This window comes from Paraburkholderia aromaticivorans (genome assembly GCF_002278075.1).
In the GTDB taxonomy this organism is placed as follows: Bacteria; Pseudomonadota; Gammaproteobacteria; order Burkholderiales; family Burkholderiaceae; genus Paraburkholderia; species Paraburkholderia aromaticivorans.
This window is the reverse complement of sequence record NZ_CP022990.1, coordinates 344,890-370,885: the sequence shown is the minus strand read 5'-3', so window position 1 is coordinate 370,885 and position 25,996 is coordinate 344,890. Positions and strand designations below refer to the sequence as shown.

Sequence of the window (25,996 nt, the reverse complement as noted above, 5' to 3'; positions counted from 1 at the left end):
GTGCCGCGCGTCGAGCCATGCCGTGCGCGGGAACGCTCGCGGATCATGCCCAATGGCCTTCGATCCAACGCCAGTTGGGCCCGCGCTGTACCCAGTGCCCCGGCACCCAGTGATAACCGGCGCGCACCGGCTGCCAGTGGCCCCCCACCCAGACATACCGGCCATGATCCCAACGCCAGCGGCCTTCATCCCATACATAGCCGACGCGCGGCGCCGGCACCACTTCGACGCGCGGCGGCGGCGGCGCCATCGGCGCGACGATCACCGCTTGCGCGAAGGCCGGCGCGGCCGTGAGCGTGGCGGCGCACGTCAGCGCGGCCGCTAGCACGGAGTTGAGAAGGCGAACTGGTTTGGTGGATGTCATGCTGATTTCTCCCATGAAAGCCGAAGCCGGACACGGCTTCGTTTCTTCTTGAACGCAGCAGCGGGAAAAACCCGTCGCTGCGCGCGACCTGAAAAATGAAAAAAGGGGAGAAGGATGCGCGAAAAATCGCGCCGGGACGCGAGACGCAGCGTCGCAGCCCTGCGCGCATCGCCATGCTGCGTCAGCGGAACGACAGCGGAAGTTATGCAAATGAATAAAAGCAGATGTTTTCGGTAAGGTTCGCGCCCCGAAATCTTAATTATCGAATGGTCAAATGCGCGCAGTTTTCGCGGCAAGACCCTTAGCACCAGCAGCATTTCCAACAATATCCCCAGCGAAGATCCACACGTGCACCGATGGAAACGCTGAACGGCGAAGTCGAACTGGAGCCTGCCAAATGTTCCGTAGAACCCTTTTACCCATCCCGTTCGCTGCGCTGCTCACGCTCGCAGCCTGTGGCAACAATAGTGTGAACTCGCCGGCGTCCGCCACCACGCCGGCCGCCACCGTATCGGCCCAGGACGCCGTGGCCACGGCCACGCCGATCAAGCATGTGGTGGTGATTTTCGGCGAGAACGTTTCGTTCGATCACTACTTCGCCACTTACCCGCAAGCCAGCAATCCGGTCGGCGAACCGCAATTCACCGCGGCGGCGGGCACGCCGACGGTCAACAACCTCAGCAGCAACAATCTGATCACGGCGAACCCGAACGCGCTCGCCACTTCGCCGAACACGGCGGGCCGGACGGTCGGCAGCGTGACGATCGCCGGCCTCGGCCTGCCCGCCGCCGATCTGCTGCCGTTCCGGCTGGATCGCTCGCAAGCCAACACGTCGAGTCAGAACCACGCGTACGCGGCGGAACAGCTCGCGTATAACAACGGCGCGATGGACTCGTTCCCGCTGTTCACCGCAGCGGGTTCGACCATTGCGGGCAGCACGGGCGCGTTCGCAACGAAGGGCCAGGTGCTCGGCTACTTCGACGGCAACACGGTCACGGCCCTGTGGAACTACGCGCAGAACTTCGCGATGAACCAGAACGCGTACACGGATACCTATGGTCCGTCGACGCCGGGTGCGCTCGAAGTGGTGTCCGGACAGAACAACGGCGTCATCGTGAGCGGCGGCAACTCGGCCAACGCGATTCCCGATGCGGCGGGCGGCTTCACGATGGTCGGCGACCTCGACCCGACCGGCGACGTCTGCACGACCGCCGCGGGCAGTACGGTGACCGGCACGATGTCGTCGAACAACCAGAACATCGGCGACCTGCTCAATGCAAAGGGCCTCACGTGGGGCGGTTTCATGGGCGGCTTCAACCTGCAGACCGTCAACGCCAACGGCACGACCGGCTGCGCGCGCTCGACCTTCTCGCAAGTGCTGAACGCGACCAAGGCCGACTACGTGCAGCATCACGCGTGGTTCCAGTATTACGCGAGCACGGCCAACCTCGCGCATACGCGTCCGTCGTCGGCCGCTGTGATCGGCTATACGGATCCGCTCGACAACACGGCAACGCCGGTGCACCACCAGTACGACACCGACGACTTCTTTGCCGCGGTGAAGGCGGGCAATTATCCGTCGGTGAGCTTCCTGAAGGCGCCGGCCGTGGGCGACGGCCATCCGGGCAACTCGGATCCGATCGACGAACAGGCCTTCGTCACGAAGGTGCTGAACTTCCTGCAACAGCAGCCTGACTGGAAGAACACCGCCGTGATCATCGCCTACGACGATTCGGACGGCTGGTACGACCACCGCTTCAAGGCGCCGACGAGCGCATCGTTCGATTCGACCACGGCGCAATCCGCGGGCGGCAAGACGGTGGCGGGCAGCGACAACCTGAGCGGCGTGGGTCAGTGCACGGCGGCGGGTGCGGTGCAGCCGCAAGGCGTGAACGGCGGCGCGGTGAACGGCCGTTGCGGCCCGGGAACGCGTACGCCGTTCATCGTGGTGTCGCCGTGGGCGAAGGTCAACTTCGTCGACGATACGCCGATCACCCAGGCCTCCGTGGTGCGTTTCATCGAGGACAACTGGCTCGGCGGTCAGCGCCTCGGCCGCGGTTCGTTCGACGCGACGGCCGGCAGCATCATGAACATGTTCGACTTCTCGGGCTCCGGCAACAATCCGACGCTGTTCCTGGACCAGAACCTGGGCACGAAGCTGGCCGCCGCGCCGGCGAGCTGATGCGCGGACGTGCCGGGCGCTCTTCTCGTGCGCCTGCCGTCGCATGAGGCACGCACCCAACGCGTGCCCCACGCCGCGCGGCGGCGCCCGGTGGAGAGCGTGACGCACGCCGCGTCGTAGTCGCGCATCGAGCCAGTGCAAACGTGCTGGCTCGATTCTGCTTTTTACCGCACCCGATCGAATTGCCTGTCATTACCACCGCCATGAATCATCCTTCAGACGCCGCCCTGCCACCGCATAGGCCCGCGGGCGGCGAGCCCAGCCCTGTGCTTACCCGCCGCTCGCGGCTCCGGCTGCTTGCGTGGAGCGTGGCCGGCATCGCGCTCGCATTTGCCATCTACTGTGCGTATGCGCTCGTGTACCCGGAGCGCATGCCGCCCGCGGTCGGCGCCATCGTGGAAGAAATCACCGGCGCGAATCCGCATCCGGTGCAGTTGATGCGTCCACAGAACGCGCCGCTGAGCGCCGTGGCGCTGCTCGGCAAGCAGATTTTCTTCGACCAGAGCCTGTCGGCCTCCGGCATGCAGTCGTGTGCGTCGTGCCACTCGCCACAGCACGCCTATGGGCCGGATAACGCGTTCCCGGTGCAGCTGGGTGGCGCGCACATGAATCAGGCCGGGTATCGTCCTCCGCCGTCGCTCACGTATCTGTACCGGCAGGCGCCGTTCAGCATCGGCCCGGACCAGGGCGACACCGACGTGCCGGTGGATATGACCCAACTGGCCACGCAGGCAGCCGGCGTGCAACGCGCACAGAAAACGGCGCTGGCCGCGCCTGCCGCGCCGGCCATGGTGCCGCAAGGCGGCCTGTTCTGGGACGGCCGCGCCGATACTTTGCAGGACCAGGCAATCGGTCCGCTGACCAATCCGGTGGAAATGGCCAACGCGACGCCGGAAGACGTTGCTCGCAAGCTGCTCGCCACCCGCTATCTGGATCAATTCAAGCAGATCTTCGGGCCGGGCATTGCCGGCAATCCGAGCCTGTTGATTTCCGAGGCGATGTTCGCCGTTGGGCGCTATCAGATCGAGGATCCGTCGTTTCATGCTTTCACCAGCAAGTACGACTACTGGCTCGAAGGCAAGGCCCGCCTGACCCATGCCGAACTGCACGGCTTGCAGCTGTTCAACGACAAGGACAAGGCGAACTGCGCCGGCTGCCATTTGAGCCAGCCGGGCAAGGACGGCTTGCCGCCGGTGTTTACGGACACGCAGTACGAAGCGCTCGGCGTGCCGCGCAATCCGGCGATTCCCGCCAACCGGGATCCGAAGTTCTTCGATATGGGCGTATGCGGACCGTTTCGCAGCGATCTCGCCAAACAGACGCAGTACTGCGGCATGTTCCTGACGCCGACGCTGCGCAATGTGGCTGAACGCAAGATGTTTTTCCACAACGGCGTGTATCACGACCTGACGCAGGTGATGGACTTCTACAACCTGCGCAATACGTCGCCCGAGAAAATCTATCCGCGCGATGCGTCGGGCAAGGTGCAGAAGTACAACGACCTGCCGCCTCAGTATCACGCGAACGTGGACGTCGCCGATGCACCGTTCGACCGCAAGTTCGGCGACCAGCCGGTCATGACCGATCAGGACATCGCGGACATCATCGCGTTCATGAAGACGTTGAGCGACGGCTATCGGGACTGAAGTCGCAGCCTTGCGGCAAAGGCTGCCACCACCGTCTTTGCGCTGCGGCGGGCGAGCCGGTGAGGTATCCTTGCCGGTTCCGCGACCTCTATCCGTACCCTGCCCGATGGCCGATTTTCCCTTCGACGCCGTACTCTTCGACTGCGACGGCGTGCTCGTCGACTCCGAACCCATCACCAACCGCGTGCTCACCGACATGCTCGGCGAGCTCGGCTGGCAGTTGAGCGTCGAAGAGACGATGCGCATTTTCGTCGGCAAGGCGGTCCGGGACGAAGCGGCGCTGATCGAAGCGCGCACAGGCTTCGCGATCACGACAGACTGGCTCATGCAGTTTCGCGCGCGCCGCAATGCGGCGCTGGATCTCGAACTGAGCGCGATTCCCGGCGCGCCTTCGGCGGTGCGCGAATTGCATGCGTCGCTGAGTGGACGCATCGCCGTCGCATCCGGCGCCGACCGGATCAAGGTCGAATTGCAACTCGTGAAGGCCGGCATACTCGACTGCTTCGAAGGCCGCATCTTCAGCGGCCACGAAACGCCCCGCAGCAAGCCCTATCCCGACGTCTACCTCGCCGCGGCCGCGGGTCTCGGCGTGGACCCGGCACGCTGCGCCGTGGTCGAAGATACCGTCACGGGCGCGACGGCGGGCGTTGCCGCGGGTGCCACGGTGTTCGGCTATTGTCCGCTCGAACTCGGCCACAGCAGCGCGACCGCGTTGCACGGCGCGGGCGCCGTGCACGTGTTCAGGGACATGGCCGAGCTGCCGGCATTGCTGGCGGGATGGCGCAGCGTCTTGCGCTGACCGCGGCGGCTATTCGAACGCCGGATCGATCGGCACGCGATACCCTACCGCGAGCCGGTTTGTCTCGTTGGCCATGCCCACTACCGCGAGCAATTCGCCGAACATCTCGTCGGTCATGCCGGCGCGGCGCGCGGCCGCGGTGTGGCTCGCCACGCAGTAGCCGCAGTTATTCGTCACGCTCACCGCAACGTAGAGGAGTTCCTTGATCAACGGGTCGAGCGCGCCGGGCGCCATCACCTCCTTCAGACTGTCCCATGTGCGCGCGAGCGTGGGCGGATGCTGGGCGATGTACTTCCAGAAGTTGTTGACGTCGTCGACCTGACGGGTCTGCTTGATATCGTCGTAGACGGCTCTGACTTCGGGCGACGCCGCGCAATACTCGACGGCTTTGAGCTGGCTCATGGGTTCCCCTTACTTGGCTGACGAGAATCGGCGAACTGTGCGCGCAATACGCACGGTTCATGTGGAGGTCTATTGTGCCGTGATTTGTGCCGCGATTTCCGGCGAGCGTCACGCCCGCATGCAGGACACACGGCTGTCGGCGAATGGCCGATTCTGTTGAAAAAGTCGTGTTTTGGTTTGGGTCCCGGGCTTCGGCAGTAAGTTTCGAGTTGGGGAGTTCAGCGAGGCGGCGGTCTTGCAACGTGCGACGCCCCCCGTTTCTCGTCATGTAGCTGCCTGGTTTGCCTGCTTACCTTCAGGCGTGAGCCACTTGGCCATTCTTCGCAGATTTTGCGCAGTTGCTGCCATCAGAAACTCATCATGGGCACCGCTTGGACCACGCAGTCGCAAGCGATCAAGTTTGAGAATGCGCTTGAGGTGAGCGAAGAGCATTTCCACCTTCTTTCGCTGCCGGCGCGACTGTTTGTATTCGGGGGTTGCCGCGATGCGTCGAGCCTCATCGCGGGCGGCTTCATGGATGCTGCGCGTGATTTTGCGAAACGACATATTCGGGCAGCATTGATTCTTAATCGAACATCGGTTGCAGTTCTTTTCGCTCGATCGATACACGATAGTGTCGGCTTTCGTGATGTGCGTGCGTGGATTCTTCAGTGGACGCCAGTCGCAGCGCAGCGCGTTCCCTGCAGGACATCGATACTCGTTGGCCTCTTCATCCCAGATGAATTCGCTACGAGAGAATGTATTGTCCTTGCGCTCTGTTTTATCCCAGACTGAAACGTGCGGCTCAATTTGTTTCTCTTCAACCATCCAGCCAAGCAGTGCTGCTGTGCCGTATGCGGTGTCACCTACCAGTCGGCGAGGCTTCAGGTCCCGTTGGTGTTGAACACGATCGATCATTGTCCTGGTTGATTCGACCTCTTGTGACCGGTTCGCCGGCGTCGCTTCAACATCCACAATGATCCCTGCCTGCAGATCGATCAGGTAATTCGTCGAGTAGGCAAAGAACGCAGGACCGCCCGGAGCGGCCGTCCATCGTGCAGCAGGATCAGTCAGGGATATCTTCTTTGGAGGTGCCGAAGACGATGCTGGCTCGGACGTATCTGCGGCCACCGGATTGGCTTGCTCCAGTGCCTCAAGATATTCCCGCACAGCGCGGCTCTGGCCGTCGGCACGTCCCCAGTCGATAGGCTCGGTTCCCGGCACTCCGCGAGCAGGACTCGCGTCCGCCTTGATGATGCTTGCGTCAATGGCGAATCCCTCGCCCTTGACGAGGCCCTCGGCCATGCAACGACTCAGCACAGATTCGAATACGTGGCGCAACAGGTCGCTATCGCGAAAGCGACCGTGACGGTTCTTTGAGAACGTCGAGTGTTCCGGTACGGCGTCTTCCAGACCCAGGCGGCAGAACCACCGGTATGCGAGGTTCAGATGCACCTCTTCGCATAGACGTCGCTCGGACCGGATGCCAAAGCAGTAACCCACGATCAACATGCGAATCATGAGCTCCGGGTCAATCGATGGCCGACCCATCGGGCTGTAGAACGGCGCGAGGTGTCGGCGCAGATCTCGCAGATCAAGGAAGCGATCGATGCCTCTCAACAGGTGCGATTGCGGGACGTGGTTATCGAGGTTGAACGAGTAGAAGAGCTTGTCCTGTCCGCTATCCAGTCGACCCATCATGACGATTCGCTCCCGTCGTTTGATGTCTTCCAGGATACCCAACATTCCGCATCGCCGCCGACTTTTTCAACAGAATCGGCCGACACCGGACTATGCGCCGTTGGCCAGTCTCCATCACACGTGCCCCGGAAAAACGCGGAGAAGCACGCAGAGAAGCACGCGGCACGCCGCTAGGCCGCCGATGGCACGGTGTGTGCACGTGATTGGCTCGAGTGCGGCCATTTCCGCGCTCCTCGATCCACTCACTCCGTTGGAGATTCACCATGAAAACGCTCGTCCTCAAAGACCTGGCCCGCATCGACGAACTCGACCGCGCGGCGTCGCTATCCGTTCGCGGCGGCATTGCCCATCTGACACGTGAAGCACCCTCCGCTTGCCCCGGCGGATTGGAACCGGTGCTCGTGCGGCGCGGCTGGATTCCGTGTCCGCCGGTTCATCCCGGTTGCGGACCGGTCTACTTCCCGTTTGGCAACATGCCGTCGCACCCGGAACCGACCGTGGTGCCGCTGTAATGCACCCGCCCGGCCAGATGGCAACGGCGTGGCCTGTCCGCGCCGCGGCGTGGCGGAGCGCGCGAGTCTGAGCGCCGTTCGCCACGCCGCCTGTCGCGCTACCGGATCCTGTCCCGTTGCCGCAGTATCTGGCCGCTGGCGCTGTCTTCCACCAGCCAGCCGGCAGCCGTCAGCACGTCACGCAAACGGTCCGCTTCGATCCATTGCTGCGCCGCGCGTGCTTTTTCGCGCTCGTCCGCCAAGGCCGCGATGTCCGCGGGAATCACGGATGAGTCGTCAGCTTGCCAATCGGCGAGACCCAGTCCGAGCACGGCATCGAAGCAATCGACGCTGGCCCTTCGCGTCGCCGCCGGCAAGTCGCTCCTCACCACGTCCCACAACACCGCGAGCGCGCGCGGCACGTTCAGGTCCTGATCGATCTCGGCCTTGAAACGCGCCACGCTTTGCGCGTCCGGCGTGCCGCCTTGCGGCCATTGCACATAGGTTCTGCGCAAACGGTCCAGCGCGGATTGCGCGGCATCCAGCGCGGCCTCGCTGAAACGCAGGCTGCTGCGGTAATGCGCCCCAAGGCATAAATAGCGATACGCGAGCGGATCGTAGCCGCGCTCGATCAGCGTCTGCAAGCGCACGAACTCGCCGCTCGACTTCGACATCCTGCCGGCATCCAGCAAAAGGAAGTGGCCGTGCATCCAGAAGTTGGCGAGGCGCGTGTCGTGGCGGGCCTGAGTCTGCGCGATCTCGTTGCTGTGATGCACGGGAATATGGTCTTCGCCGCCGCAATGAATGTCGAACCAGGGGCCCAGATACTTCGCCGACATCGCCGAACATTCGATATGCCAGCCGGGAAAGCCGCGCCCCCAAGGACTCTCCCACTCCATTTGCCGGGCGACGCCGGGCGGACTGAACTTCCACAGCGCGAAGTCGGTGACGTTGCGCTTCTCGCCAGCGGCGACTCGTTTGCCCGCCTGCAAACCCGCCACGTCGAGCCGCGCCAGATAGCCGTAGTCGTCTTGGCGGCTCGTGTCGAAATAGATGCCGTCGGCCGTGCGGTACGTGTAGCCGTTGCGTTCGAGGTCCGCCACAAAGTCGATCTGTTCGGCGATGTGGTCGGTCGCGCGGCACCAGACGGCAGGTTCCAGCAGATTGAGCGCGCGCCAGTCGTTGATGAACGCCGCCGTGTACCGCCCGGCGATCGTCCAGGCCGACTCGCCGGTGCGCCGGCTACCCTTCTCCATCTTGTCTTCGCCTTCGTCCGCATCGGAGACCAGATGGCCGACGTCGGTGATGTTCACCACATGTCTGACCGTATAGCCGTCGAGCGTCAACGCGCGCCGCAGCACGTCTTCGAACACGTAGGTTCGGAGATTGCCGATATGCGCATGGTCGTACACGGTCGGGCCGCAGCAATACAAGCCCACATGGTCGGGATCGAGCGGCGTGAATTCGCGCACGGCGCGCGACCAGGTGTCGTACAGGCGAAGCGGCATGGGTTTTCTCCGGCACTGGGCGTTCAAACGCGTTGAAAAGCAAAAAGGCCACCGGTCGTGTGACGGGTGGCCTCGGGGAGACGGAGTGTGCAGATCGACTCGCTAGACGCAAGCTCCCCTCGGCAGGCAGTAACAGCATGCGCGCAAAGAATGCGGACGGGAAAGGATGGGAGCGGTCATGGAAACGATGCTAACGCGGCTTGCCGGGTTCGGTCAATCGCCCGGAGCGCTCGCACGGATGGCACGCTTGAGCTCGCCACGGAAAAACCCCGCAAGACTTTCGCCTTGCGGGGTTTCGCGATGCTCGGCCGGGTGCCCGTCTAGCGGGACATCATGTGCATGCTGACGTTATGCATGACCCACAACGTGCCGCCGATCACGATGACCGCGGTGAGCACCGTGAAGGCAAACGCCATCACATTCCAGCGCTGCGCGGACGACGTGTTCATGTGCAGGAAGAACACCAGGTGCACGAGGATCTGTACGAACGCGAGTCCCGCGATCGCGAACAACGCGTGCTCGCCGGTCAACTTCCCCGTCATGACGAGGCCGAAAGCCGCGACGGTCAGCACCACGGAGAGAATGAAGCCGGTCGTATAGCTGCCGATGCTGCCGTGACTTTCGCCTGCGTGTGCGTTATGGCTATGGTCCATTTAGATCACGCTCGCAAGATAGACAAAGGTGAAGACGCCGATCCACACGACGTCCAGAAAGTGCCAGAAAAGGCTCAGGCACGTGAGGCGAATCATGTCGCGTTCGGTCAGGTCGCGATGGCCCATGACCTGGACGGCGAGCACCACCATCCAGATCAGGCCGCACGTGACGTGCAAACCGTGCGTGCCGACCAGCGTAAAGAACGACGACAGGAACGCGCTACGGCTCGGGCCGGCGCCTTCGGCGATGAGGTGCGAGAACTCGCGCATTTCCAGCACGAGAAACGCGAGGCCGAGCAGGAACGTCACGCCGAGCCAGAACAGCAGCACGCCCTTCCTGTTCTTGTGCGCGCCCAGCATCGCGAAGCCGTACGTGATGCTGCTCAGCAGCAGCATCGTGGTTTCGAGCGCGACACCCGGAATCTCGAACAGATCCTTGCCGCTCGGGCCGCCCGCGAACTGGTGGCCCATCACCGCGAACACCGCAAACAGCGCCGCGAAGATGATGCAGTCGGTCATTAGATACAGCCAGAAACCGAATACCGATTGCGACGGCACATGATCCGGCGCGAGATGCGGCTGGACCGCAATAGTCTTCTGTAACATCAGTCCACCTCCAACGCGACCTGGGCACCCGTTCCGCTGCGCTTTTCTTCGATCAGCGCGACCGTGTCGGCCGGGATGTAATAGCCGTCGTTGTCCATAAAGCTATAGACGATCACCGTGCCGACCGCACCCACCAGTCCGACGATCGCCAGCCACCAGATGTGCCAGACACTGGCAAAGCCGAGCACCAGCGAGAACAAGCCCACCAGCAGACCCGCCGACGTGTTCGACGGCATGTGAATGTCGCGATACACCGGTTGTGCCTGCTTATCCTTGCGCGACTTCATGTCGGTGAACGCGTCGAGCTTGCGCACCGTCGGGATGATCGCGAAGTTGTACACCGGCGGTGGCGAGCTCGTCGCCCATTCCAGCGTATGGCCATTCCACGGATCGCCCGACACGTCGCGATTGCCCGGCAGATTGCGGTCGCGAACGCTCACGTACAGTTGCAGCAACTGACAGGCGATACCAATGGCGATCAGGCCCGCGCCGAACGCGGCCGCGATCAGCCACGGATGCCACGCCGGATTGTCGTAGTGATTCAGACGGCGCGTCATGCCCATGAAGCCCAGCACGTACAGCGGAGTGAACGCCAGCCAGAAGCCGATCTGCCAGAACCAGAACGCCGCCTTGCCGAGCTTTTCGTTCAGCTTGAAACCGAATGCCTTCGGGAACCAGTAGTTGAAACCGGCCAGATAACCGAACAGCACACCGCCGATGATCACGTTGTGGAAGTGAGCGATCAGGAACAGGCTGTTGTGCAGCACGAAGTCCGCGCCCGGAATCGCCATCATCACGCCGGTCATGCCGCCGATCGTGAAGGTGATCATGAAACCGATCGTCCACAGGATCGGCGTGGTGAATTCCAGACGGCCCTTGTAGATCGTAAACAGCCAGTTGAACACTTTCACGCCGGTCGGAATCGCAATCACCATCGTCGCGATGCCGAAGAACGCATTCACGTCCGCGCCCGAACCCATCGTGAAGAAGTGGTGCAGCCAGACGAGGAACGACAGCACCATGATCGCGCAGGTCGCCCAGACCATCGTCTTGTAGCCGAACAGCGGCTTCTTGGCGAAGGTCGCCACGACTTCCGAGAAGATACCGAACGCCGGCAGGATCAGGATGTACACCTCGGGGTGACCCCATGCCCAGATCAGGTTCAGGTACATCATGGCGTTGCCGCCCGCGTCGTTGGTGAAGAAGTGCATGCCGAGGTAGCGGTCCAGACCCAGCAACGCGAGCGTCACGGTCAGGATCGGGAACGACGCCATGATTAGCACGTTGGTGCAAAGCGCGGTCCACGTGAACACCGGCATCTTCATGAACGTCATGCCCGGTGCGCGCATCTTCACGATAGTCGCGAAGAAGTTCACGCCGGTCAGCAAGGTGCCGATACCTGAGAGCTGCAAGCTCCACAGGTAATAGTCGACCCCGACACCCGGACTGAACTGCAGCTCCGAGAGCGGCGGATAGGCCAGCCAGCCGGTTTGCGCGAATTCACCGATCACCAGCGAAATGTTGATCAGGATCGCGCTGACCGCGGTCATCCAGAAGCTCAGCGAATTGATGAACGGGAACGCCACGTCACGTGCGCCGATCTGCAGCGGCACGATGATGTTCATCAAGCCGATCATGAAGGCCATCGCCATGAAGAAAATCATGATGACGCCATGCGCCGTAAACACCTGATCGTAGTGATGCGGCGGCAGGTAGCCCGGGTTCGCATAGGCGAGCGCCTGTTGCAGACGCATCATGATCGCGTCAGCAAAGCCGCGGAACAGCATGATCAGCGCGACCACGATGTACATCACGCCAAGCTTCTTGTGGTCCACCGACGTGAGCCACTCGGTCCACAGATAGCGCCACTTGCCGAAATAGGTGATCAGACCCAGCACCGTCGCACCGCCGAGGGCGATCATCACGGCCGTCACCATGATGATCGGCTCGTGGTACGGAATCGAGTCTAGTGAGAGTTTACCGAACATGCGTTACCCCTTACCCTTTGGCGCACAGTTGGCGTCCTTCATGTTGTCGAGGACGTTACCGTTGTTGTATCGGGCAATAATGTTGTGAAAGAGCTTCGGATCGACCGTCGAGAAGTAGCGCACCGGCTCCTTCTCGGTCGGCGCGGATACCGTGTGGTAACGGTCCATGCTGAGGTTGTCCGACGAAGCGCGCACTTTCGCAACCCACGCGTTGAATCCTTCAGGCGTCGTGGCAAGCGCGCGGAATTTCATGTCCGAGAAACCCTTGCCGCTGAAGTTCGCCGCGGTGCCCGCGTAGTCGCCGGCTTCGTCCGCGATCAGATGCAGACGCGTTTGCATGCCCGCCATCGCGTAGATCTGGCCGCCGAGTTGCGGGATGAAGAACGAGTTCATCACCGTGTCCGACGTGATCACGAAGTTCACCGGCGTGCCGACCGGGAACGCCAACTGGTTCACCGACGCAATGCCGAGATCCGGATAGATGAACAGCCACTTCCAGTCGAGCGCGACGACTTCGACGTTGATCGGCTTCACGTTCGACTCGAGCGGCTTGTACGGGTCGAGTTCGTGCGTGGTCTTCCACGTCAACACGGCGAGGAACAGAATGATCAGCGTCGGAATCGTCCAGATGGCGATTTCGATACCGGTCGAATGCACCCAGCCCGGACGGTAATCCGCGCTTTTGTTCGACGCGCGGTAACGCCACGCGAACAGCAGCGTGAGTGCGATCACCGGCACGACCACGATCAGCATGGCCCAGGTGGACGTCGCGATCAGCTCGCGTTCCGCCAGACCCACACTCCCTTTCGGATTCAGAATATCGAGGTTGCTGCAACCCGAGAGCAACAACACGAGGCCGGCGGAAAGGAAACTTATCGACCCTCGCAGAGTCTTTCCTTTCATAAGCATTGCCTCTTTTTTACGACTTCAACGAACGTCATTCGACCGCTCTCCCAATAGTAAGCGCTCGCATAATAGTGGGACGTTTGGCCGGAATAAACCCTCGTTTTTGCAACGATCTATTGCGTCGCAGCACCGTGCGACACGTTGCCGCATGTGTGCGCGCGGGTGCGCGCGGGTGCGCGCGAATAATGCTCCATTGCAGAGCATCGGGACCATGCGAAGATCACAAAATCCTTTCAAACAAGCGCTAAAACGCGACGTGACCTGAATGGACACGTCGCGCATCACGCATGCGAAGAGACTGAATGCTGAAGGGAAAAAAACGGGTTGGCCGAGCAGCATTCGCGTCGCGAATGCTGCGATCGCACAATTTCCCGCCTCGCTCAGCCCGGCGAGCGGGTTTTCGCTGCCACGAGTGCCGGCGCCGCCGCCTGCAGGCGTTCGCCGCCGTCAGCCGGTACGGTGTCCGAAGGATGAACCGAGCGCTCCGATTGAGCCAGCAGCGTGCCGACCGACGGATCGATCGCATCGGTGAACGGCTTCGGATTGATGCCGATCGCGAGCACCAGCACCGCCATCGCGCCGAGCAGCACGAACTCGCGCTTGCCGAGGTCTTTGAGGTTCGCCACGCGCGCGTTGGCGATCGCGCCGAAGATCACGCGCTTATACATCCACAGCGTGTAAGCCGCGCTCAGAATCAAGGTGGAAGCGGCGATTGCGCCGATCCAGAAATTGAAGCGAATCGTCCCCATCAACACCATGAATTCGCCGACAAAGCCCGAGGTGCCCGGCAACCCGATGTTGGCCATCGAGAACAGCATCACGAAGGCAGCGAAGCGCGGCATGGTGTTGGCCACACCGCCGTACTCGGCGATCGATGCGGTCTTCGTGCGGTCGTAGAGCATGCCCGTGCACAGCAGCATGGCGCCGGAGACCACGCCGTACGACAGCATCTGCACGATCGCGCCGGCCTGGCCGATACGGTTGAAGACGAACAGGCCGAGCGTGACGAGGCCCATGTGCGCGACCGTCGAATACGCGAGCAGCCGGCGCATGTCGGTCTGCACGAGCGCCAGCAGGCTCGCATAGATCACCGCGACCAGCGACAGCGTGATCATCATCGGCGCAAAGAAGTGGCTGGCCTGCGGCGCGATCGGCAGCGCGAAGCGCAGCAGACCGTAGCCGCCCAGCTTCAGCATGCCGATCATCACGGCCGCGCCGGTCGGGCCGTCGAGGTGGACGTCCGGCAGCCACGTGTGCAGCGGCCACATCGGCACCTTCACGCCGAACGCAGCGAGAAAGCCGAGGAAGATCAGGACCTGCGGCCAGGTGCCCAGGTGCGTCTCACGCCACAGCGCGAGGTCGAAGCTATGCGTCTGCCCGTACAGATACAGCATCGACATCAGCATCATCAGCGAGCCGAGGAACGACACGAAGAAGAACTTCACCGCGGCATACGAGCGGTTCGATTGCCCCCACGTGCCGATCAGGAGATAGAGCGGAATCAGCGTGGCTTCGAACGAGATGAAGAACAACATGCCGTCGAGCGACGCGAAAACGCCCTGCATGAAACCCGACAGCATCAGGAACGCGCCGAAGTACTGGGCGGTCCGCTCGGTGATCGACTCCCACGAGGCGACCACGATGATGATCGTGGTAAGCGCGGTCAGCGCGACGAGCCACAGCGAAATCCCATCCACGCCCAGGTGCCAGGCGATATCGAACGTGGGAGACCACCTGACGTTCTCGACGAATTGCATCGACGTGACGTCGTTGCGGAAATTCGACACCAGCGGAATCACCGGCAGGAAAGCCGCCACCGCGCCGGCGAGCGCGAGCCACCGGGTGCGACCACGTGCCGCGTCGGATCCGGCGCGCAAAACGACCAGGCCGGCGACAATGGGGATCCAGATAAGAAGGCTAAGAAGAGGCAATGGCATGTGCTCTGTCAAAAACTTGAAGTACAAAACGCCGTCTCAACGCCTTCAGAATGCAAGGCATTGAAATGGATATGTAGGCTTGGTTTCGCTGAAATTGACGTCGAAGCGGTGCTGTCCGCTACACGTTTACCCGCAGTCGAATGACCGAGGGTGGGAGATTACCAAGATAAGAATACTTTTGCAGCGCAACAACCCGCAAACGCCGCTGGCAATGCGTTATTGCCCCGGCTGCGCTTGCGAAATGGATAAAAATGTGCAGACGCACAAACTCGCGGAATTATCTTGCCGGGAGCGAATTTGCACGACAAAGCCAGCAATTGGCAGCCTGTTGTCGACATTTGCGAGACCGCTTTCAGCATGCCTTCCGGTCCGGAACAGAAGGTGTCCACGCATAGAACGCCGTGGGCCTGCTTTTCGAAGCCGTGGAAAAAATTTTGCGCATCGGCGGACAAAAAATTTTTTGATCCGGCACTCTAAATAAAGCCGGCACGCGGGACCTGAGACGATCGGTGCGCGGATCGACCGGCTCCTCTTCGAACCAGTCGTAGCAGGTACGCGAGGCTTCTGCGCGCCTTACAGAAGCCGAATATACTTCGGCGATTCGGGAGCCGATGGGGTGCATGAGCGTGCCGCGTCATTCGCCTTTCGGGACGCCGTCCTGCCCGGCCACACATTTCGGAAACCGCATGCTGCTTCGTGACGAAGGCGCCGTTCCCGCACTCGAGTGCCGTGGGCTCTGCAAGACATACGGCGCGGGCCGCGTCGTGCTGGCGCAGCTGGATTTCACGCTCGCGCCGGGTGAGTTCGTCGCGATCATGGGCGACTCCGGCGTCGGCAAATCGACGCTACTCAATCTGGTGGCGGGGCTCGACAGCGCGGATAGCGGCGACGTGATCATCGACGGCAGCGCTGTTTCGCGTCTGGACGACAGCGCGGCGACGCGCCTGCGCCGGCAAAAACTCGGCTTCGTCTTTCAGGCGTTTCACGTGCTGCCGCACCTGACGCTTGCGCAGAACGTCGCACTGCCCCTGCTGCTCAACGATCTGCCCACCGCCGCCGCACCCGACATGCTCGCGGCTGTCGGTCTGGGCGGACGTGGCGAGGACTTTCCGCGCCAACTCTCGGGCGGCGAATTGCAGCGCGTCGCGATCGCGCGAGCCCTCGTGCATCGCCCGAAGCTGATTCTCGCCGACGAGCCCACCGGCAACCTCGACCCCGACACCGCGCACGACGTGCTCGGCCTGTTCCGCGCACAAAGCAAGGCGAGCGGCGCGGCAACGATCATGGTGACGCACTCGCAAGCCGCCGCCGCGGTGGCCGACCGCATCCTGATTCTGAGCGACGGCGGCCTGCACGCTTCGCCCCGGCCAGCCGCGCCTTTCGGCTCCCGGTTCCCGGCGCCTTCCGCCGATGATCTGCGCTGATTCACCGCTGCGTATGCGAGTGCGCGGACAAGGGCACCGCGTCCTCGCGCGCTGGCTGCTGGGCGCCGAATGGCGCAGTCATCGTGGACGCGCGCTGGTGGCGATCGCAGCGATCGCGCTCGGCGTCGCGCTCGGTTACGCCGTGCAGTTGATCAATAGCGCGGCCTTCAACGAATTCTCCGCGGCGGCCCGCAGTCTGTCGGGCGACGCCGACCTGCAGGTGCGCGGAGCACAACCTTGGGTCGACGAAGCCGTTTATCCGCTGCTCGCGAACGCACCCGGTGTCGCGCTGGCCAGCCCCGTGCTCGCACTGGATGTCACCGTGCCCGAGCGGAGCGCGGCACTGCCTGTGCTCGGCATCGACGTGTTCAAGGCAAGCCGTATCGCGCCGGATCTGACCGGCGTGCCCTCGCCGGATCGGCCGTTCGATACGCTCGCAGCCGACGCCGTGTTTCTCTCGCCAGCAGCCCAGCAGTGGCTGAACGTCAAAGCCGGCGACGCGGTGGCGCTGCGAAGCGGCACCGCGATCGTGCGTTTGCGGGTGGCCGGCGGCATTGTCAGAACGCGGCCCGGCCAGCGGCTCGCGATCATGGATATCGCCGCCGCGCAATGGAAGTTCGGCAAGCTCGGCAAGCTGTCGCGCGTCGATGTGCAGCTCGAACGCGGCATCGACAGGGAGCGTTTCAGGCGCGATCTGCAAACGCGGCTCGGCAGCCGGTGGGTCGTTGCCGCAACCCGTGACGCCGAAAGCCGCACCGATCGCCTCTCCCGTGCGTATCGGATCAATATGAACGTGCTCGCGCTGGTGGCATTGTTCACCGGTGCGTTTCTCGTGTTTTCGACGCAGGCATTAAGCGTCGTGCGGCGGCGCGCGCAATTCGCCATGCTGCGCGTGCTTGGACTGACACGCGGCCAACTGCTGCGCCAGATTCTGATGGAAGGCGCGCTGCTCGGCCTGCTCGGCTCGCTCGCGGGACTCGCGCTCGGCTATGCGATGGCGAGTGGCGCGCTGCAATTTTTCGGCAGCGACCTGGGCGGGGGCTACTTTCCCGGTGTCCAGCCGCACGTCGGTTTCGAACCGTTGGCGAGCGCGTTATTTCTGGCGCTTGGGCTCGCCGTGTCGGTGCTGGGGAGTCTCGCGCCCGCACTGGAAGCCGTGCGTGCGCGGCCCGCCGCGGCGCTCAAGGCCGGCGCCGAAGAAGGCGCGTTGGCGCGTCTTGCCACACCGTGGCCAGCGTTGCTATGCCTGCTGGCCGCCGCCGTGCTCACGCAATTGCCGCCGTTGTTCGATGCGCCGATTGGCGGCTACGCGGCCGTCGCCCTGCTGCTGGTGGGCGGGATCGCGATGATGCCGCGCGTGACCGCCCTCATCTTCGGCGCGGCGAGCCGGGCCGTTGCAACGCGGCGCCACACTGGCGCGGTCGGCACGCTCGCTCTCGCCCGTATTGCGAATGCGCCGGGGCACGCTTCGATCGCAATGGGCGGCGTGCTGTCGAGCTTTGCGCTGATCGTCGCGATGGCCATCATGGTGGCGAGCTTCCGGGTGTCCGTCGAAGACTGGCTGGTTCACCTGCTCTCCGCCGACCTCTATGTACGCGTGGCGCCAAACGGCGATACCGGCGGTCTTCGGCCCGATGAACAGTCGCTGCTGGCAGCCGTGCCGGGCATCAAAACCGCCGCCTTTGCCCGGATCTCGCATCTCGCGCTCGACCCGGCGCGGCCCGATATCGCCCTGCTCGCGCGGGAAATCGACGCCGCCGATCCGGGCGCGAATCTGCAGATGACGGGTGCAGTGCTGCCGCCCTCCCAGCTTCATGCGGATGAAACACCTGTTTGGGTATCCGAAGCAATGATCGATCTGTATGGATACAAACCGGGCCAGCGTGTGAGATTGCCGCTTGGCGAGCCCGGACACGTGTTCGTGGTGGCCGGCGTATGGCGCGATTATGCGCGGCAGACCGGCGCGATCCAGATACGGCTCGCCGATTACCGGCGCTTGACCGGCGACACGAATGCAACCGACGTGGCCGTCACCGTTGCACCGGGGGCGAGCGTCGAGCGCGTTGCCGCGGGACTGCGCGCACTGCCCTTCGGCGCGTCGTTGGACCTGTCGCTGCCGGGTGAGATTCGTGCGCGCACGCTGGTGATCTTCGATCGCAGTTTTGCGGTCACCTATCTTCTCGAGGCCGTCGCTATCGTGATCGGGTTGTTCGGCGTGGCGGCGACGTTTTCCGCGCAAACACTCGCGCGGGCCCGTGAGTTCGGCATGCTGCGGCACGTCGGCGTGACGCGCTCGCAGGTGCTCGCCATTCTTGCGCTCGAGGGCGGCATGCTCACCGCGTGCGGCATCGCCATGGGCTTCGTTCTCGGATTCGCGATCAGTCTGATTCTGGTATTCGTCGTTAATCCACAGTCGTTTCACTGGAGCATGTCACTGCACGTGCCCTGGACGGCGTTAAGCACTATCGCGCTGGTGATGCTCGCTTCGTCCTGTTCGACCGCGGTGATCGCGGGACGCGGCGCGGTGTCGGTGGATGCGGTGCGCGCCGTGAAGGAGGATTGGTAATGCGGGCGCTCCCGCGCGAGGTGGCGCGATGGATTTTGCGTGTGGCCGCGGCGCGCCTTGATCCTGTCTGCGGCGAAGCTTGCCTCGGCTTGCGGCGGCGGCGCGCTCCGCGGGCAGCAAGTCTGGCTTTGGCTGAGGCCGCGTCAAGCGGCGTATTGATCGCACGCGAGCGGTCGCGCCGGCCGTTAATTGAGTCCCGTTGCGTGACGCCACGGCGCAGAAGTCCGCGGCTTTGCGGCTGGCTGTCTATCGGAACGCTGACTCTCTCGACCGCGTTCGCCGCAACACCCGAATTCGCGGCGGTCACACCTGATCATGCGATCGCCCTTGCGCAGGACAGCGGCGCGCATGCGGCTTTTCGCACCGAGTGGTGGTACGCGACAGGCTGGCTCACGACGCCGGATAATCGGCCGCTCGGTTTTCAGATCACCTTCTTCCGTTCGGCCACCGGTCACGACGCTGCCGACCCGAGCGCTTTTGCGCCGTCGCAATTGATCATTGCCCATGCCGCGTTAAGCGACCCCGCGCTCGGCCATCTTGCGCACGATCAGCGCATGGCGCGCCAGGGCTTCGGGCTCGCTTATGCGAAGCCAGCCAATACCGACGTCAAACTCGACGCATGGAAGATGATGCGGGCCGCCGACGGTCACTACGACGTCACTGTCGATGCGAACGGCTTCGCGCTGCATCTCATGTTGACGCCGACTCAAGCCCCTTTGATCCAGGGCGAACGCGGCTACTCACGCAAAGGTCCGCGCGCCGAGCAGGCGAGCTATTACTACAGCGAGCCGCAATTGCGTGTGAGTGGCAGCGTGGTCCGGCCGGTCGGGGCGGGCAGCCCGTCGCATGGCGAGACTGCCGTGACCGGCATGGCGTGGCTCGATCATGAATGGTCGAGCACGTTGCTCGACGCCGATGCGGTGGGATGGGACTGGCTGGGCGCCAACCTCACCGACGGCTCGGCCCTGATGGCATTCAAGGTTCGCGGTCGCGACGGTCACGCCATATGGACGCACGCCGCATTGCGCAAACCCGACGGCGACGTGACGACGTTCGGTGCCGGCCAGGTCGACTTTACGCCGCTGCGCACATGGCGCTCGCCGCGCACGAACACCTCCTATCCCGTTTCGATGACGGTCAAAACGGGCACGCTAAGGTGGCGACTCGATCCTTTGATGGACGATCAGGAACTCGATTCGAGGCAATCGACGGGCGCCCCGTACTGGGAAGGTGCGGTACGGGTGAGCCGGGAAGGCGTGGAGGTGGGGCGGGCCTATCTGGAGCTGACGGGTTACGCGAAGGCGCTGCGGCTGGGGAAGGAGTGAAGGCGGTTTGCCGCGCCGGTAGTGGCGGGGGTGACCGGTATTCCGGGTAGTCCGGGGACGGCGGCCGGTAAACGCAGAAACCCCACCTTTTTGGGGGTGGGGTTTCTGATGCTGCTGGGGAGCCTGACGATTACCTACTTTCACACGGGAATCCGCACTATCATCGGCGTGGAGTCGTTTCACGGTCCTGTTCGGGATGGGAAGGGGTGGGACCGACTCGCTATGGTCATCAGGCATGACTTGTTGCTCGGCTGTCCCGGGGACAGCCCAGCCAATCTGGAAGAAGTAGTTTCTGGTGATGCTCACCAGGGTAGAGCGTGGGGTTGTGTTGTTTCTGTTGGCACAACACTGATCTCAACCGTGCGTTCTGCGTGCCCCATCTGGAGTTCACGCGTGCCCCCTTCGGGGGTGGGATGCTCGTAAGTGCTGAAGCACTAACGATCATCGCAAGACACACCTGTTATAGGATCAAGCCTTACGGGCAATTAGTATCAGTTAGCTTAACGCATTACTGCGCTTCCACACCTGACCTATCAACGTCCTGGTCTTGAACGACCCTTCAAGGGGCTCGAAGCCCCGGGGATATCTCATCTTAAGGCGAGTTTCCCGCTTAGATGCTTTCAGCGGTTATCTCTTCCGAACATAGCTACCCGGCGATGCCACTGGCGTGACAACCGGTACACCAGAGGTTCGTCCACTCCGGTCCTCTCGTACTAGGAGCAGCCCCCTTCAAATATCCAGCGCCCACGGCAGATAGGGACCAAACTGTCTCACGACGTTTTAAACCCAGCTCACGTACCTCTTTAAATGGCGAACAGCCATACCCTTGGGACCGGCTACAGCCCCAGGATGAGATGAGCCGACATCGAGGTGCCAAACACCGCCGTCGATATGAACTCTTGGGCGGTATCAGCCTGTTATCCCCAGAGTACCTTTTATCCGTTGAGCGATGGCCCTTCCATACAGAACCACCGGATCACTATGACCTGCTTTCGCACCTGCTCGACTTGTCGGTCTCGCAGTTAAGCACGCTTATGCCATTGCACTATCAGCACGATTTCCGACCGTACCTAGCGTACCTTCGTACTCCTCCGTTACACTTTGGGAGGAGACCGCCCCAGTCAAACTGCCTACCATGCACTGTCCCCAGTCCGGATAACGGACCAAGGTTAGAACCTCAAACAAACCAGGGTGGTATTTCAAGGACGGCTCCACGCAGACTGGCGTCCACGCTTCAAAGCCTCCCACCTATCCTACACAGACCGGTTCAAAGTCCAATGCAAAGCTACAGTAAAGGTTCATGGGGTCTTTCCGTCTAGCCGCGGGGAGATTGCATCATCACAAACACTTCAACTTCGCTGAGTCTCGGGAGGAGACAGTGTGGCCATCGTTACGCCATTCGTGCAGGTCGGAACTTACCCGACAAGGAATTTCGCTACCTTAGGACCGTTATAGTTACGGCCGCCGTTTACCGGGACTTCAATCAAGAGCTTGCACCCCATCATTTAATCTTCCGGCACCGGGCAGGCGTCACACCCTATACGTCCACTTTCGTGTTTGCAGAGTGCTGTGTTTTTATTAAACAGTCGCAGCCACCAGTTTATTGCAACCCCTTCACCCTTCTGGCGCAGGCCAGTCAAGCTACAGGGGCGTACCTTATCCCGAAGTTACGGTACCAATTTGCCGAGTTCCTTCTCCCGAGTTCTCTCAAGCGCCTTAGAATACTCATCTCGCCCACCTGTGTCGGTTTGCGGTACGGTCTTGTTAAACTGAAGCTTAGAGGCTTTTCTTGGAACCACTTCCAGTTGCTTCTTCACCGAAGTGAATGGCCTCGCACCCTTGAATTCCGCGCCCGGATTTGCCTAAGCGCCTTCTCCAATGCAAGGACCGGGACTTCCAACACCCGGACAACCTTCCGCGATCCGTCCCCCCATCGCATTTAACAATGGTGCAGGAATATTAACCTGCTTCCCATCAGCTACGCATTTCTGCCTCGCCTTAGGGGCCGACTCACCCTACGCCGATGAACGTTGCGTAGGAAACCTTGGGCTTACGGCGAGGGGGCCTTTCACCCCCTTTATCGCTACTCATGTCAGCATTCGCACTTCCGATACCTCCAGCACACTTTTCAATGCACCTTCGCAGGCTTACGGAACGCTCTCCTACCATGCACATAAATGTGCATCCGCAGCTTCGGTATATTGCTTAGCCCCGTTACATCTTCCGCGCAGGACGACTCGATCAGTGAGCTATTACGCTTTCTTTAAAGGATGGCTGCTTCTAAGCCAACCTCCTGACTGTTTTAGCCTTCCCACTTCGTTTCCCACTTAGCAATATTTGGGGACCTTAGCTGGCGGTCTGGGTTGTTTCCCTCTTGACACCGGACGTTAGCACCCGATGTCTGTCTCCCGTGATTGCACTCTTCGGTATTCGGAGTTTGCTATGGCGTAGTAATCCGCAATGGACCCCACAACCATGACAGTGCTCTACCCCCGAAGGTGATACACGAGGCACTACCTAAATAGTTTTCGGAGAGAACCAGCTATTTCCAGGTTTGTTTAGCCTTTCACCCCTATCCACAGCTCATCCCCTAACTTTTCAACGTTAGTGGGTTCGGACCTCCAGTACGTGTTACCGCACCTTCATCCTGGCCATGGATAGATCACCTGGTTTCGGGTCTACACCCAGCGACTGAACGCCCTGTTCGGACTCGCTTTCGCTACGCCTGCCCTAATCGGTTAAGCTTGCCACTGAATGTAAGTCGCTGACCCATTATACAAAAGGTACGCCGTCACCCCTTACGAGGCTCCGACTGTTTGTATGCATGCGGTTTCAGGATCTATTTCACTCCCCTCCCGGGGTTCTTTTCGCCTTTCCCTCACGGTACTGGTTCACTATCGGTCGATCACGAGTATTTAGCCTTGGAGGATGGTCCCCCCATCTTCAGACAGGATTTCACGTGTCCCGCCCTACTTGTCGTACACCTAGTTCTTCCTCGCTGTTTTCGTCTACAGGGCTATCACCTGCTATGGCGGCACTTTCCAGAGCCTTCGACTAACAATGAAGATAAAGAGTACAGGCTGGTCCCATTTCGCTCGCCACTACTCTGGGAATCTCGGTTGATTTCTTTTCCTGCGGTTACTTAGATGTTTCAGTTCACCGCGTTCGCTTCACGTAGCCTATGTATTCAGCTACGGATGACCCATACGGGCCGGGTTTCCCCATTCGGATATCGGTGGATCAAAGCTCGTTTGCCAGCTCCCCACCGCTTTTCGCAGGCTACCGCGTCCTTCATCGCCTGTGATCGCCAAGGCATCCACCACATGCACTTGTTCGCTTGACCCTATAACGGGTGTGTCTCATGTGTGATCCACTGGGAATCACACGCTCGCCACAATCGCTACAGGTTGAGTATTCGTGTTGCGCCGTATTCCAAGGCAATCTTTCGATCACCTTTTCATACATTGATACAATCACAACCCTGATTCACCTACTTGCGCACCCATCTCTAAGTACACTTTCGTGAATCTCTTTACTACTTCTTCCTGATTGTTAAAGAACGACAGCCGATATCGCAGTTGCTATAACCGCGTATCACTCTGACTGGCTCAATCGCCAATGCCAAACATTCAGTTCAACTGAACCCTTGGCATTGAGGATTGGTGGAGGATGACGGGATCGAACCGACGACCCCCTGCTTGCAAAGCAGGTGCTCTCCCAGCTGAGCTAATCCCCCAGTCATGCACAGATCAGATCTGCTTTCATCCCAGGGGTTTCACCGGTCAGCCACCGCAGAATCAGTGGTGGGTCTGGATGGATTCGAACCATCGACCCCCGCCTTATCAAGACGGTGCTCTAACCGACTGAGCTACAGACCCCTGAGTCTGTCTGCGTATCTGTCTTCAATTTCACAGCCGATAAGCGTGAGCGCTCAACACCTGACGCGTTAGCTCGAGAAAGGAGGTGATCCAGCCGCACCTTCCGATACGGCTACCTTGTTACGACTTCACCCCAGTCATGAATCCTACCGTGGTGACCGTCCTCCTTGCGGTTAGACTAGCCACTTCTGGTAAAACCCACTCCCATGGTGTGACGGGCGGTGTGTACAAGACCCGGGAACGTATTCACCGCGGCATGCTGATCCGCGATTACTAGCGATTCCAGCTTCACGCACTCGAGTTGCAGAGTGCGATCCGGACTACGATCGGTTTTCTGGGATTGGCTCCCCCTCGCGGGTTGGCGACCCTCTGTTCCGACCATTGTATGACGTGTGAAGCCCTACCCATAAGGGCCATGAGGACTTGACGTCATCCCCACCTTCCTCCGGTTTGTCACCGGCAGTCTCCCTAGAGTGCTCTTGCGTAGCAACTAGGGACAAGGGTTGCGCTCGTTGCGGGACTTAACCCAACATCTCACGACACGAGCTGACGACAGCCATGCAGCACCTGTGTTATGGCTCCCTTTCGGGCACTCCCACCTCTCAGCAGGATTCCATACATGTCAAGGGTAGGTAAGGTTTTTCGCGTTGCATCGAATTAATCCACATCATCCACCGCTTGTGCGGGTCCCCGTCAATTCCTTTGAGTTTTAATCTTGCGACCGTACTCCCCAGGCGGTCAACTTCACGCGTTAGCTACGTTACCAAGTCAATGAAGACCCGACAACTAGTTGACATCGTTTAGGGCGTGGACTACCAGGGTATCTAATCCTGTTTGCTCCCCACGCTTTCGTGCATGAGCGTCAGTATTGGCCCAGGGGGCTGCCTTCGCCATCGGTATTCCTCCACATCTCTACGCATTTCACTGCTACACGTGGAATTCTACCCCCCTCTGCCATACTCTAGCCCGCCAGTCACAAATGCAGTTCCCAGGTTAAGCCCGGGGATTTCACATCTGTCTTAGCGAACCGCCTGCGCACGCTTTACGCCCAGTAATTCCGATTAACGCTTGCACCCTACGTATTACCGCGGCTGCTGGCACGTAGTTAGCCGGTGCTTATTCTTCCGGTACCGTCATCCCCCTCAGGTATTAACCAAGAGGTTTTCTTTCCGGACAAAAGTGCTTTACAACCCGAAGGCCTTCTTCACACACGCGGCATTGCTGGATCAGGCTTTCGCCCATTGTCCAAAATTCCCCACTGCTGCCTCCCGTAGGAGTCTGGGCCGTGTCTCAGTCCCAGTGTGGCTGGTCGTCCTCTCAGACCAGCTACAGATCGTCGCCTTGGTAGGCCTTTACCCCACCAACTAGCTAATCTGCCATCGGCCGCCCCTGCAGCGCGAGGTCCGAAGATCCCCCGCTTTCATCCAAAGATCGTATGCGGTATTAATCCGGCTTTCGCCGGGCTATCCCCCACTACAGGACACGTTCCGATGTATTACTCACCCGTTCGCCACTCGCCACCAGGGTTGCCCCCGTGCTGCCGTTCGACTTGCATGTGTAAGGCATGCCGCCAGCGTTCAATCTGAGCCAGGATCAAACTCTTCAGTTCAAACCTGTTACTGTTTTTCGGGCTCTTTCGAA

General features: G+C 61.2%; 17 protein-coding genes, 2 tRNA genes and 3 rRNA genes. 7 read left to right on the top strand and 15 right to left on the bottom strand.

The window, feature by feature from the left end:
* Positions 1-43: 43 nt before the first annotated feature.
* Positions 44-364 (bottom strand): YXWGXW repeat-containing protein, encoded by a 321-nt coding sequence (locus CJU94_RS21415; protein WP_095422728.1) that lies wholly within the window; start codon positions 362-364, stop codon positions 44-46.
* The gene (locus CJU94_RS40960; RefSeq protein WP_157763796.1) at positions 361-687 is read right to left on the bottom strand and encodes a hypothetical protein; all 327 of its coding nucleotides are present in this window, start codon (positions 685-687) and stop codon (positions 361-363) included. Before CJU94_RS40960 ends, CJU94_RS21415 begins: the two co-directional genes overlap by 4 nt.
* A 74-nt stretch (positions 688-761) precedes the next feature.
* Here CJU94_RS40960 and CJU94_RS21410 point away from each other — a divergent pair, with 74 nt between their 5' ends.
* The 3 genes from CJU94_RS21410 (at position 762) to CJU94_RS21400 (ending at position 4,991) form a co-directional block, all read left to right on the top strand.
* Positions 762-2,546 (top strand): phospholipase C, encoded by a 1,785-nt coding sequence (locus tag CJU94_RS21410; RefSeq protein ID WP_095420715.1) that lies wholly within the window; start codon positions 762-764, stop codon positions 2,544-2,546.
* Between the two features lie 203 nt (positions 2,547-2,749).
* Positions 2,750-4,192, top strand: coding sequence for a cytochrome-c peroxidase (locus CJU94_RS21405; RefSeq protein WP_095420714.1), 1,443 nt, complete (start codon positions 2,750-2,752; stop codon positions 4,190-4,192).
* A gap of 106 nt (positions 4,193-4,298) precedes the next feature.
* The gene (locus tag CJU94_RS21400) at positions 4,299-4,991 is read left to right on the top strand and encodes an HAD family hydrolase (RefSeq protein ID WP_095420713.1); all 693 of its coding nucleotides are present in this window, start codon (positions 4,299-4,301) and stop codon (positions 4,989-4,991) included.
* A gap of 9 nt (positions 4,992-5,000) precedes the next feature.
* Here CJU94_RS21400 and CJU94_RS21395 read toward each other — a convergent pair whose 3' ends face one another.
* Both CJU94_RS21395 and CJU94_RS21390 read right to left on the bottom strand, forming a co-directional pair.
* Entirely contained in the window at positions 5,001-5,393 is a 393-nt protein-coding gene (locus CJU94_RS21395; protein WP_095420712.1) for a carboxymuconolactone decarboxylase family protein, read from the bottom strand.
* Positions 5,394-5,657: 264 nt separating this feature from the next.
* On the bottom strand, positions 5,658-7,073 hold the full coding sequence (locus tag CJU94_RS21390; protein ID WP_095418279.1) for a transposase: 1,416 nt from the start codon (positions 7,071-7,073) through the stop codon (positions 5,658-5,660).
* Positions 7,074-7,336: 263 nt separating this feature from the next.
* On the opposite strand from CJU94_RS21390, the gene CJU94_RS21385 reads away from it, so the two are divergent.
* Positions 7,337-7,585 carry a hypothetical protein gene (locus CJU94_RS21385; RefSeq protein ID WP_095420711.1) on the top strand — a complete coding sequence of 83 codons (249 nt, stop codon included), beginning with the start codon at positions 7,337-7,339 and terminating at the stop codon, positions 7,583-7,585.
* 98 nt (positions 7,586-7,683) lie between these two features.
* Here CJU94_RS21385 and cysS read toward each other — a convergent pair whose 3' ends face one another.
* The 6 genes from cysS to CJU94_RS21355 form a co-directional block, all read right to left on the bottom strand.
* Positions 7,684-9,072 (bottom strand): cysteine--tRNA ligase, encoded by a 1,389-nt coding sequence (cysS, locus tag CJU94_RS21380; protein ID WP_095420710.1) that lies wholly within the window; start codon positions 9,070-9,072, stop codon positions 7,684-7,686.
* Positions 9,073-9,392: 320 nt separating this feature from the next.
* Positions 9,393-9,725 carry a cytochrome o ubiquinol oxidase subunit IV gene (cyoD, locus tag CJU94_RS21375; protein WP_095420709.1) on the bottom strand — a complete coding sequence of 111 codons (333 nt, stop codon included), beginning with the start codon at positions 9,723-9,725 and terminating at the stop codon, positions 9,393-9,395.
* On the bottom strand, positions 9,726-10,331 hold the full coding sequence (gene cyoC, locus CJU94_RS21370; RefSeq protein WP_095420708.1) for a cytochrome o ubiquinol oxidase subunit III: 606 nt from the start codon (positions 10,329-10,331) through the stop codon (positions 9,726-9,728).
* The gene (gene cyoB, locus CJU94_RS21365) at positions 10,331-12,319 is read right to left on the bottom strand and encodes a cytochrome o ubiquinol oxidase subunit I (protein WP_095420707.1); all 1,989 of its coding nucleotides are present in this window, start codon (positions 12,317-12,319) and stop codon (positions 10,331-10,333) included. Before cyoB ends, cyoC begins: the two co-directional genes overlap by 1 nt.
* Positions 12,320-12,322: 3 nt before the next feature.
* Positions 12,323-13,222 carry a ubiquinol oxidase subunit II gene (gene cyoA / locus CJU94_RS21360; RefSeq protein ID WP_095420706.1) on the bottom strand — a complete coding sequence of 300 codons (900 nt, stop codon included), beginning with the start codon at positions 13,220-13,222 and terminating at the stop codon, positions 12,323-12,325.
* 383 nt (positions 13,223-13,605) lie between these two features.
* Entirely contained in the window at positions 13,606-15,162 is a 1,557-nt protein-coding gene (locus CJU94_RS21355; protein WP_095422727.1) for a complex I subunit 4 family protein, read from the bottom strand.
* A 686-nt stretch (positions 15,163-15,848) separates the two neighbouring features.
* On the opposite strand from CJU94_RS21355, the gene CJU94_RS21350 reads away from it, so the two are divergent.
* From CJU94_RS21350 to CJU94_RS21340, 3 genes are all read left to right on the top strand, one after another.
* Entirely contained in the window at positions 15,849-16,586 is a 738-nt protein-coding gene (locus CJU94_RS21350) for an ABC transporter ATP-binding protein (RefSeq protein ID WP_095420705.1), read from the top strand.
* A gap of 13 nt (positions 16,587-16,599) precedes the next feature.
* Positions 16,600-19,152 carry an FtsX-like permease family protein gene (locus CJU94_RS21345; protein ID WP_095422726.1) on the top strand — a complete coding sequence of 851 codons (2,553 nt, stop codon included), beginning with the start codon at positions 16,600-16,602 and terminating at the stop codon, positions 19,150-19,152.
* Between the two features lie 242 nt (positions 19,153-19,394).
* Positions 19,395-20,477 (top strand): lipocalin-like domain-containing protein, encoded by a 1,083-nt coding sequence (locus CJU94_RS21340; protein WP_244221082.1) that lies wholly within the window; start codon positions 19,395-19,397, stop codon positions 20,475-20,477.
* A gap of 121 nt (positions 20,478-20,598) precedes the next feature.
* Here the strand turns inward: CJU94_RS21340 and rrf are convergent.
* The 5 genes from rrf to CJU94_RS21315 form a co-directional block, all read right to left on the bottom strand.
* Positions 20,599-20,711 (bottom strand): 5S ribosomal RNA (gene rrf / locus CJU94_RS21335).
* Between the two features lie 230 nt (positions 20,712-20,941).
* Positions 20,942-23,820: ribosomal RNA gene (locus CJU94_RS21330) — 23S ribosomal RNA — on the bottom strand.
* 317 nt (positions 23,821-24,137) lie between these two features.
* Positions 24,138-24,213, bottom strand: a tRNA-Ala gene (locus CJU94_RS21325).
* 65 nt (positions 24,214-24,278) lie between these two features.
* Positions 24,279-24,355: transfer RNA gene (locus tag CJU94_RS21320), tRNA-Ile, on the bottom strand.
* Positions 24,356-24,433: 78 nt separating this feature from the next.
* A 16S ribosomal RNA gene (locus CJU94_RS21315) occupies positions 24,434-25,964 on the bottom strand.
* The 16S, 23S and 5S rRNA genes sit together here with 2 tRNA genes alongside, the layout of an rRNA operon.
* Positions 25,965-25,996 lie beyond the last annotated feature (32 nt).

Bases quoted from the DNA above. Each gene is read 5' to 3' on its own strand.
- CJU94_RS21415 (WP_095422728.1), bottom strand. From the start codon at position 364: ATGACATCCACCAAACCAGTTCGCCTTCTCAACTCCGTGCTAGCGGCC.
- CJU94_RS21410 (WP_095420715.1), top strand. From the start codon at position 762: ATGTTCCGTAGAACCCTTTTACCCATCCCGTTCGCTGCGCTGCTCACG.
- CJU94_RS21405 (WP_095420714.1), top strand. From the start codon at position 2,750: ATGAATCATCCTTCAGACGCCGCCCTGCCACCGCATAGGCCCGCGGGC.
- CJU94_RS21400 (WP_095420713.1), top strand. From the start codon at position 4,299: ATGGCCGATTTTCCCTTCGACGCCGTACTCTTCGACTGCGACGGCGTG.
- CJU94_RS21395 (WP_095420712.1), bottom strand. From the start codon at position 5,393: ATGAGCCAGCTCAAAGCCGTCGAGTATTGCGCGGCGTCGCCCGAAGTC.
- CJU94_RS21390 (WP_095418279.1), bottom strand. From the start codon at position 7,073: ATGATGGGTCGACTGGATAGCGGACAGGACAAGCTCTTCTACTCGTTC.
- CJU94_RS21385 (WP_095420711.1), top strand. From the start codon at position 7,337: ATGAAAACGCTCGTCCTCAAAGACCTGGCCCGCATCGACGAACTCGAC.
- cysS (WP_095420710.1), bottom strand. From the start codon at position 9,072: ATGCCGCTTCGCCTGTACGACACCTGGTCGCGCGCCGTGCGCGAATTC.
- cyoD (WP_095420709.1), bottom strand. From the start codon at position 9,725: ATGGACCATAGCCATAACGCACACGCAGGCGAAAGTCACGGCAGCATC.
- cyoC (WP_095420708.1), bottom strand. From the start codon at position 10,331: ATGTTACAGAAGACTATTGCGGTCCAGCCGCATCTCGCGCCGGATCAT.
- cyoB (WP_095420707.1), bottom strand. From the start codon at position 12,319: ATGTTCGGTAAACTCTCACTAGACTCGATTCCGTACCACGAGCCGATC.
- cyoA (WP_095420706.1), bottom strand. From the start codon at position 13,222: ATGAAAGGAAAGACTCTGCGAGGGTCGATAAGTTTCCTTTCCGCCGGC.
- CJU94_RS21355 (WP_095422727.1), bottom strand. From the start codon at position 15,162: ATGCCATTGCCTCTTCTTAGCCTTCTTATCTGGATCCCCATTGTCGCC.
- CJU94_RS21350 (WP_095420705.1), top strand. From the start codon at position 15,849: ATGCTGCTTCGTGACGAAGGCGCCGTTCCCGCACTCGAGTGCCGTGGG.
- CJU94_RS21345 (WP_095422726.1), top strand. From the start codon at position 16,600: ATGCGAGTGCGCGGACAAGGGCACCGCGTCCTCGCGCGCTGGCTGCTG.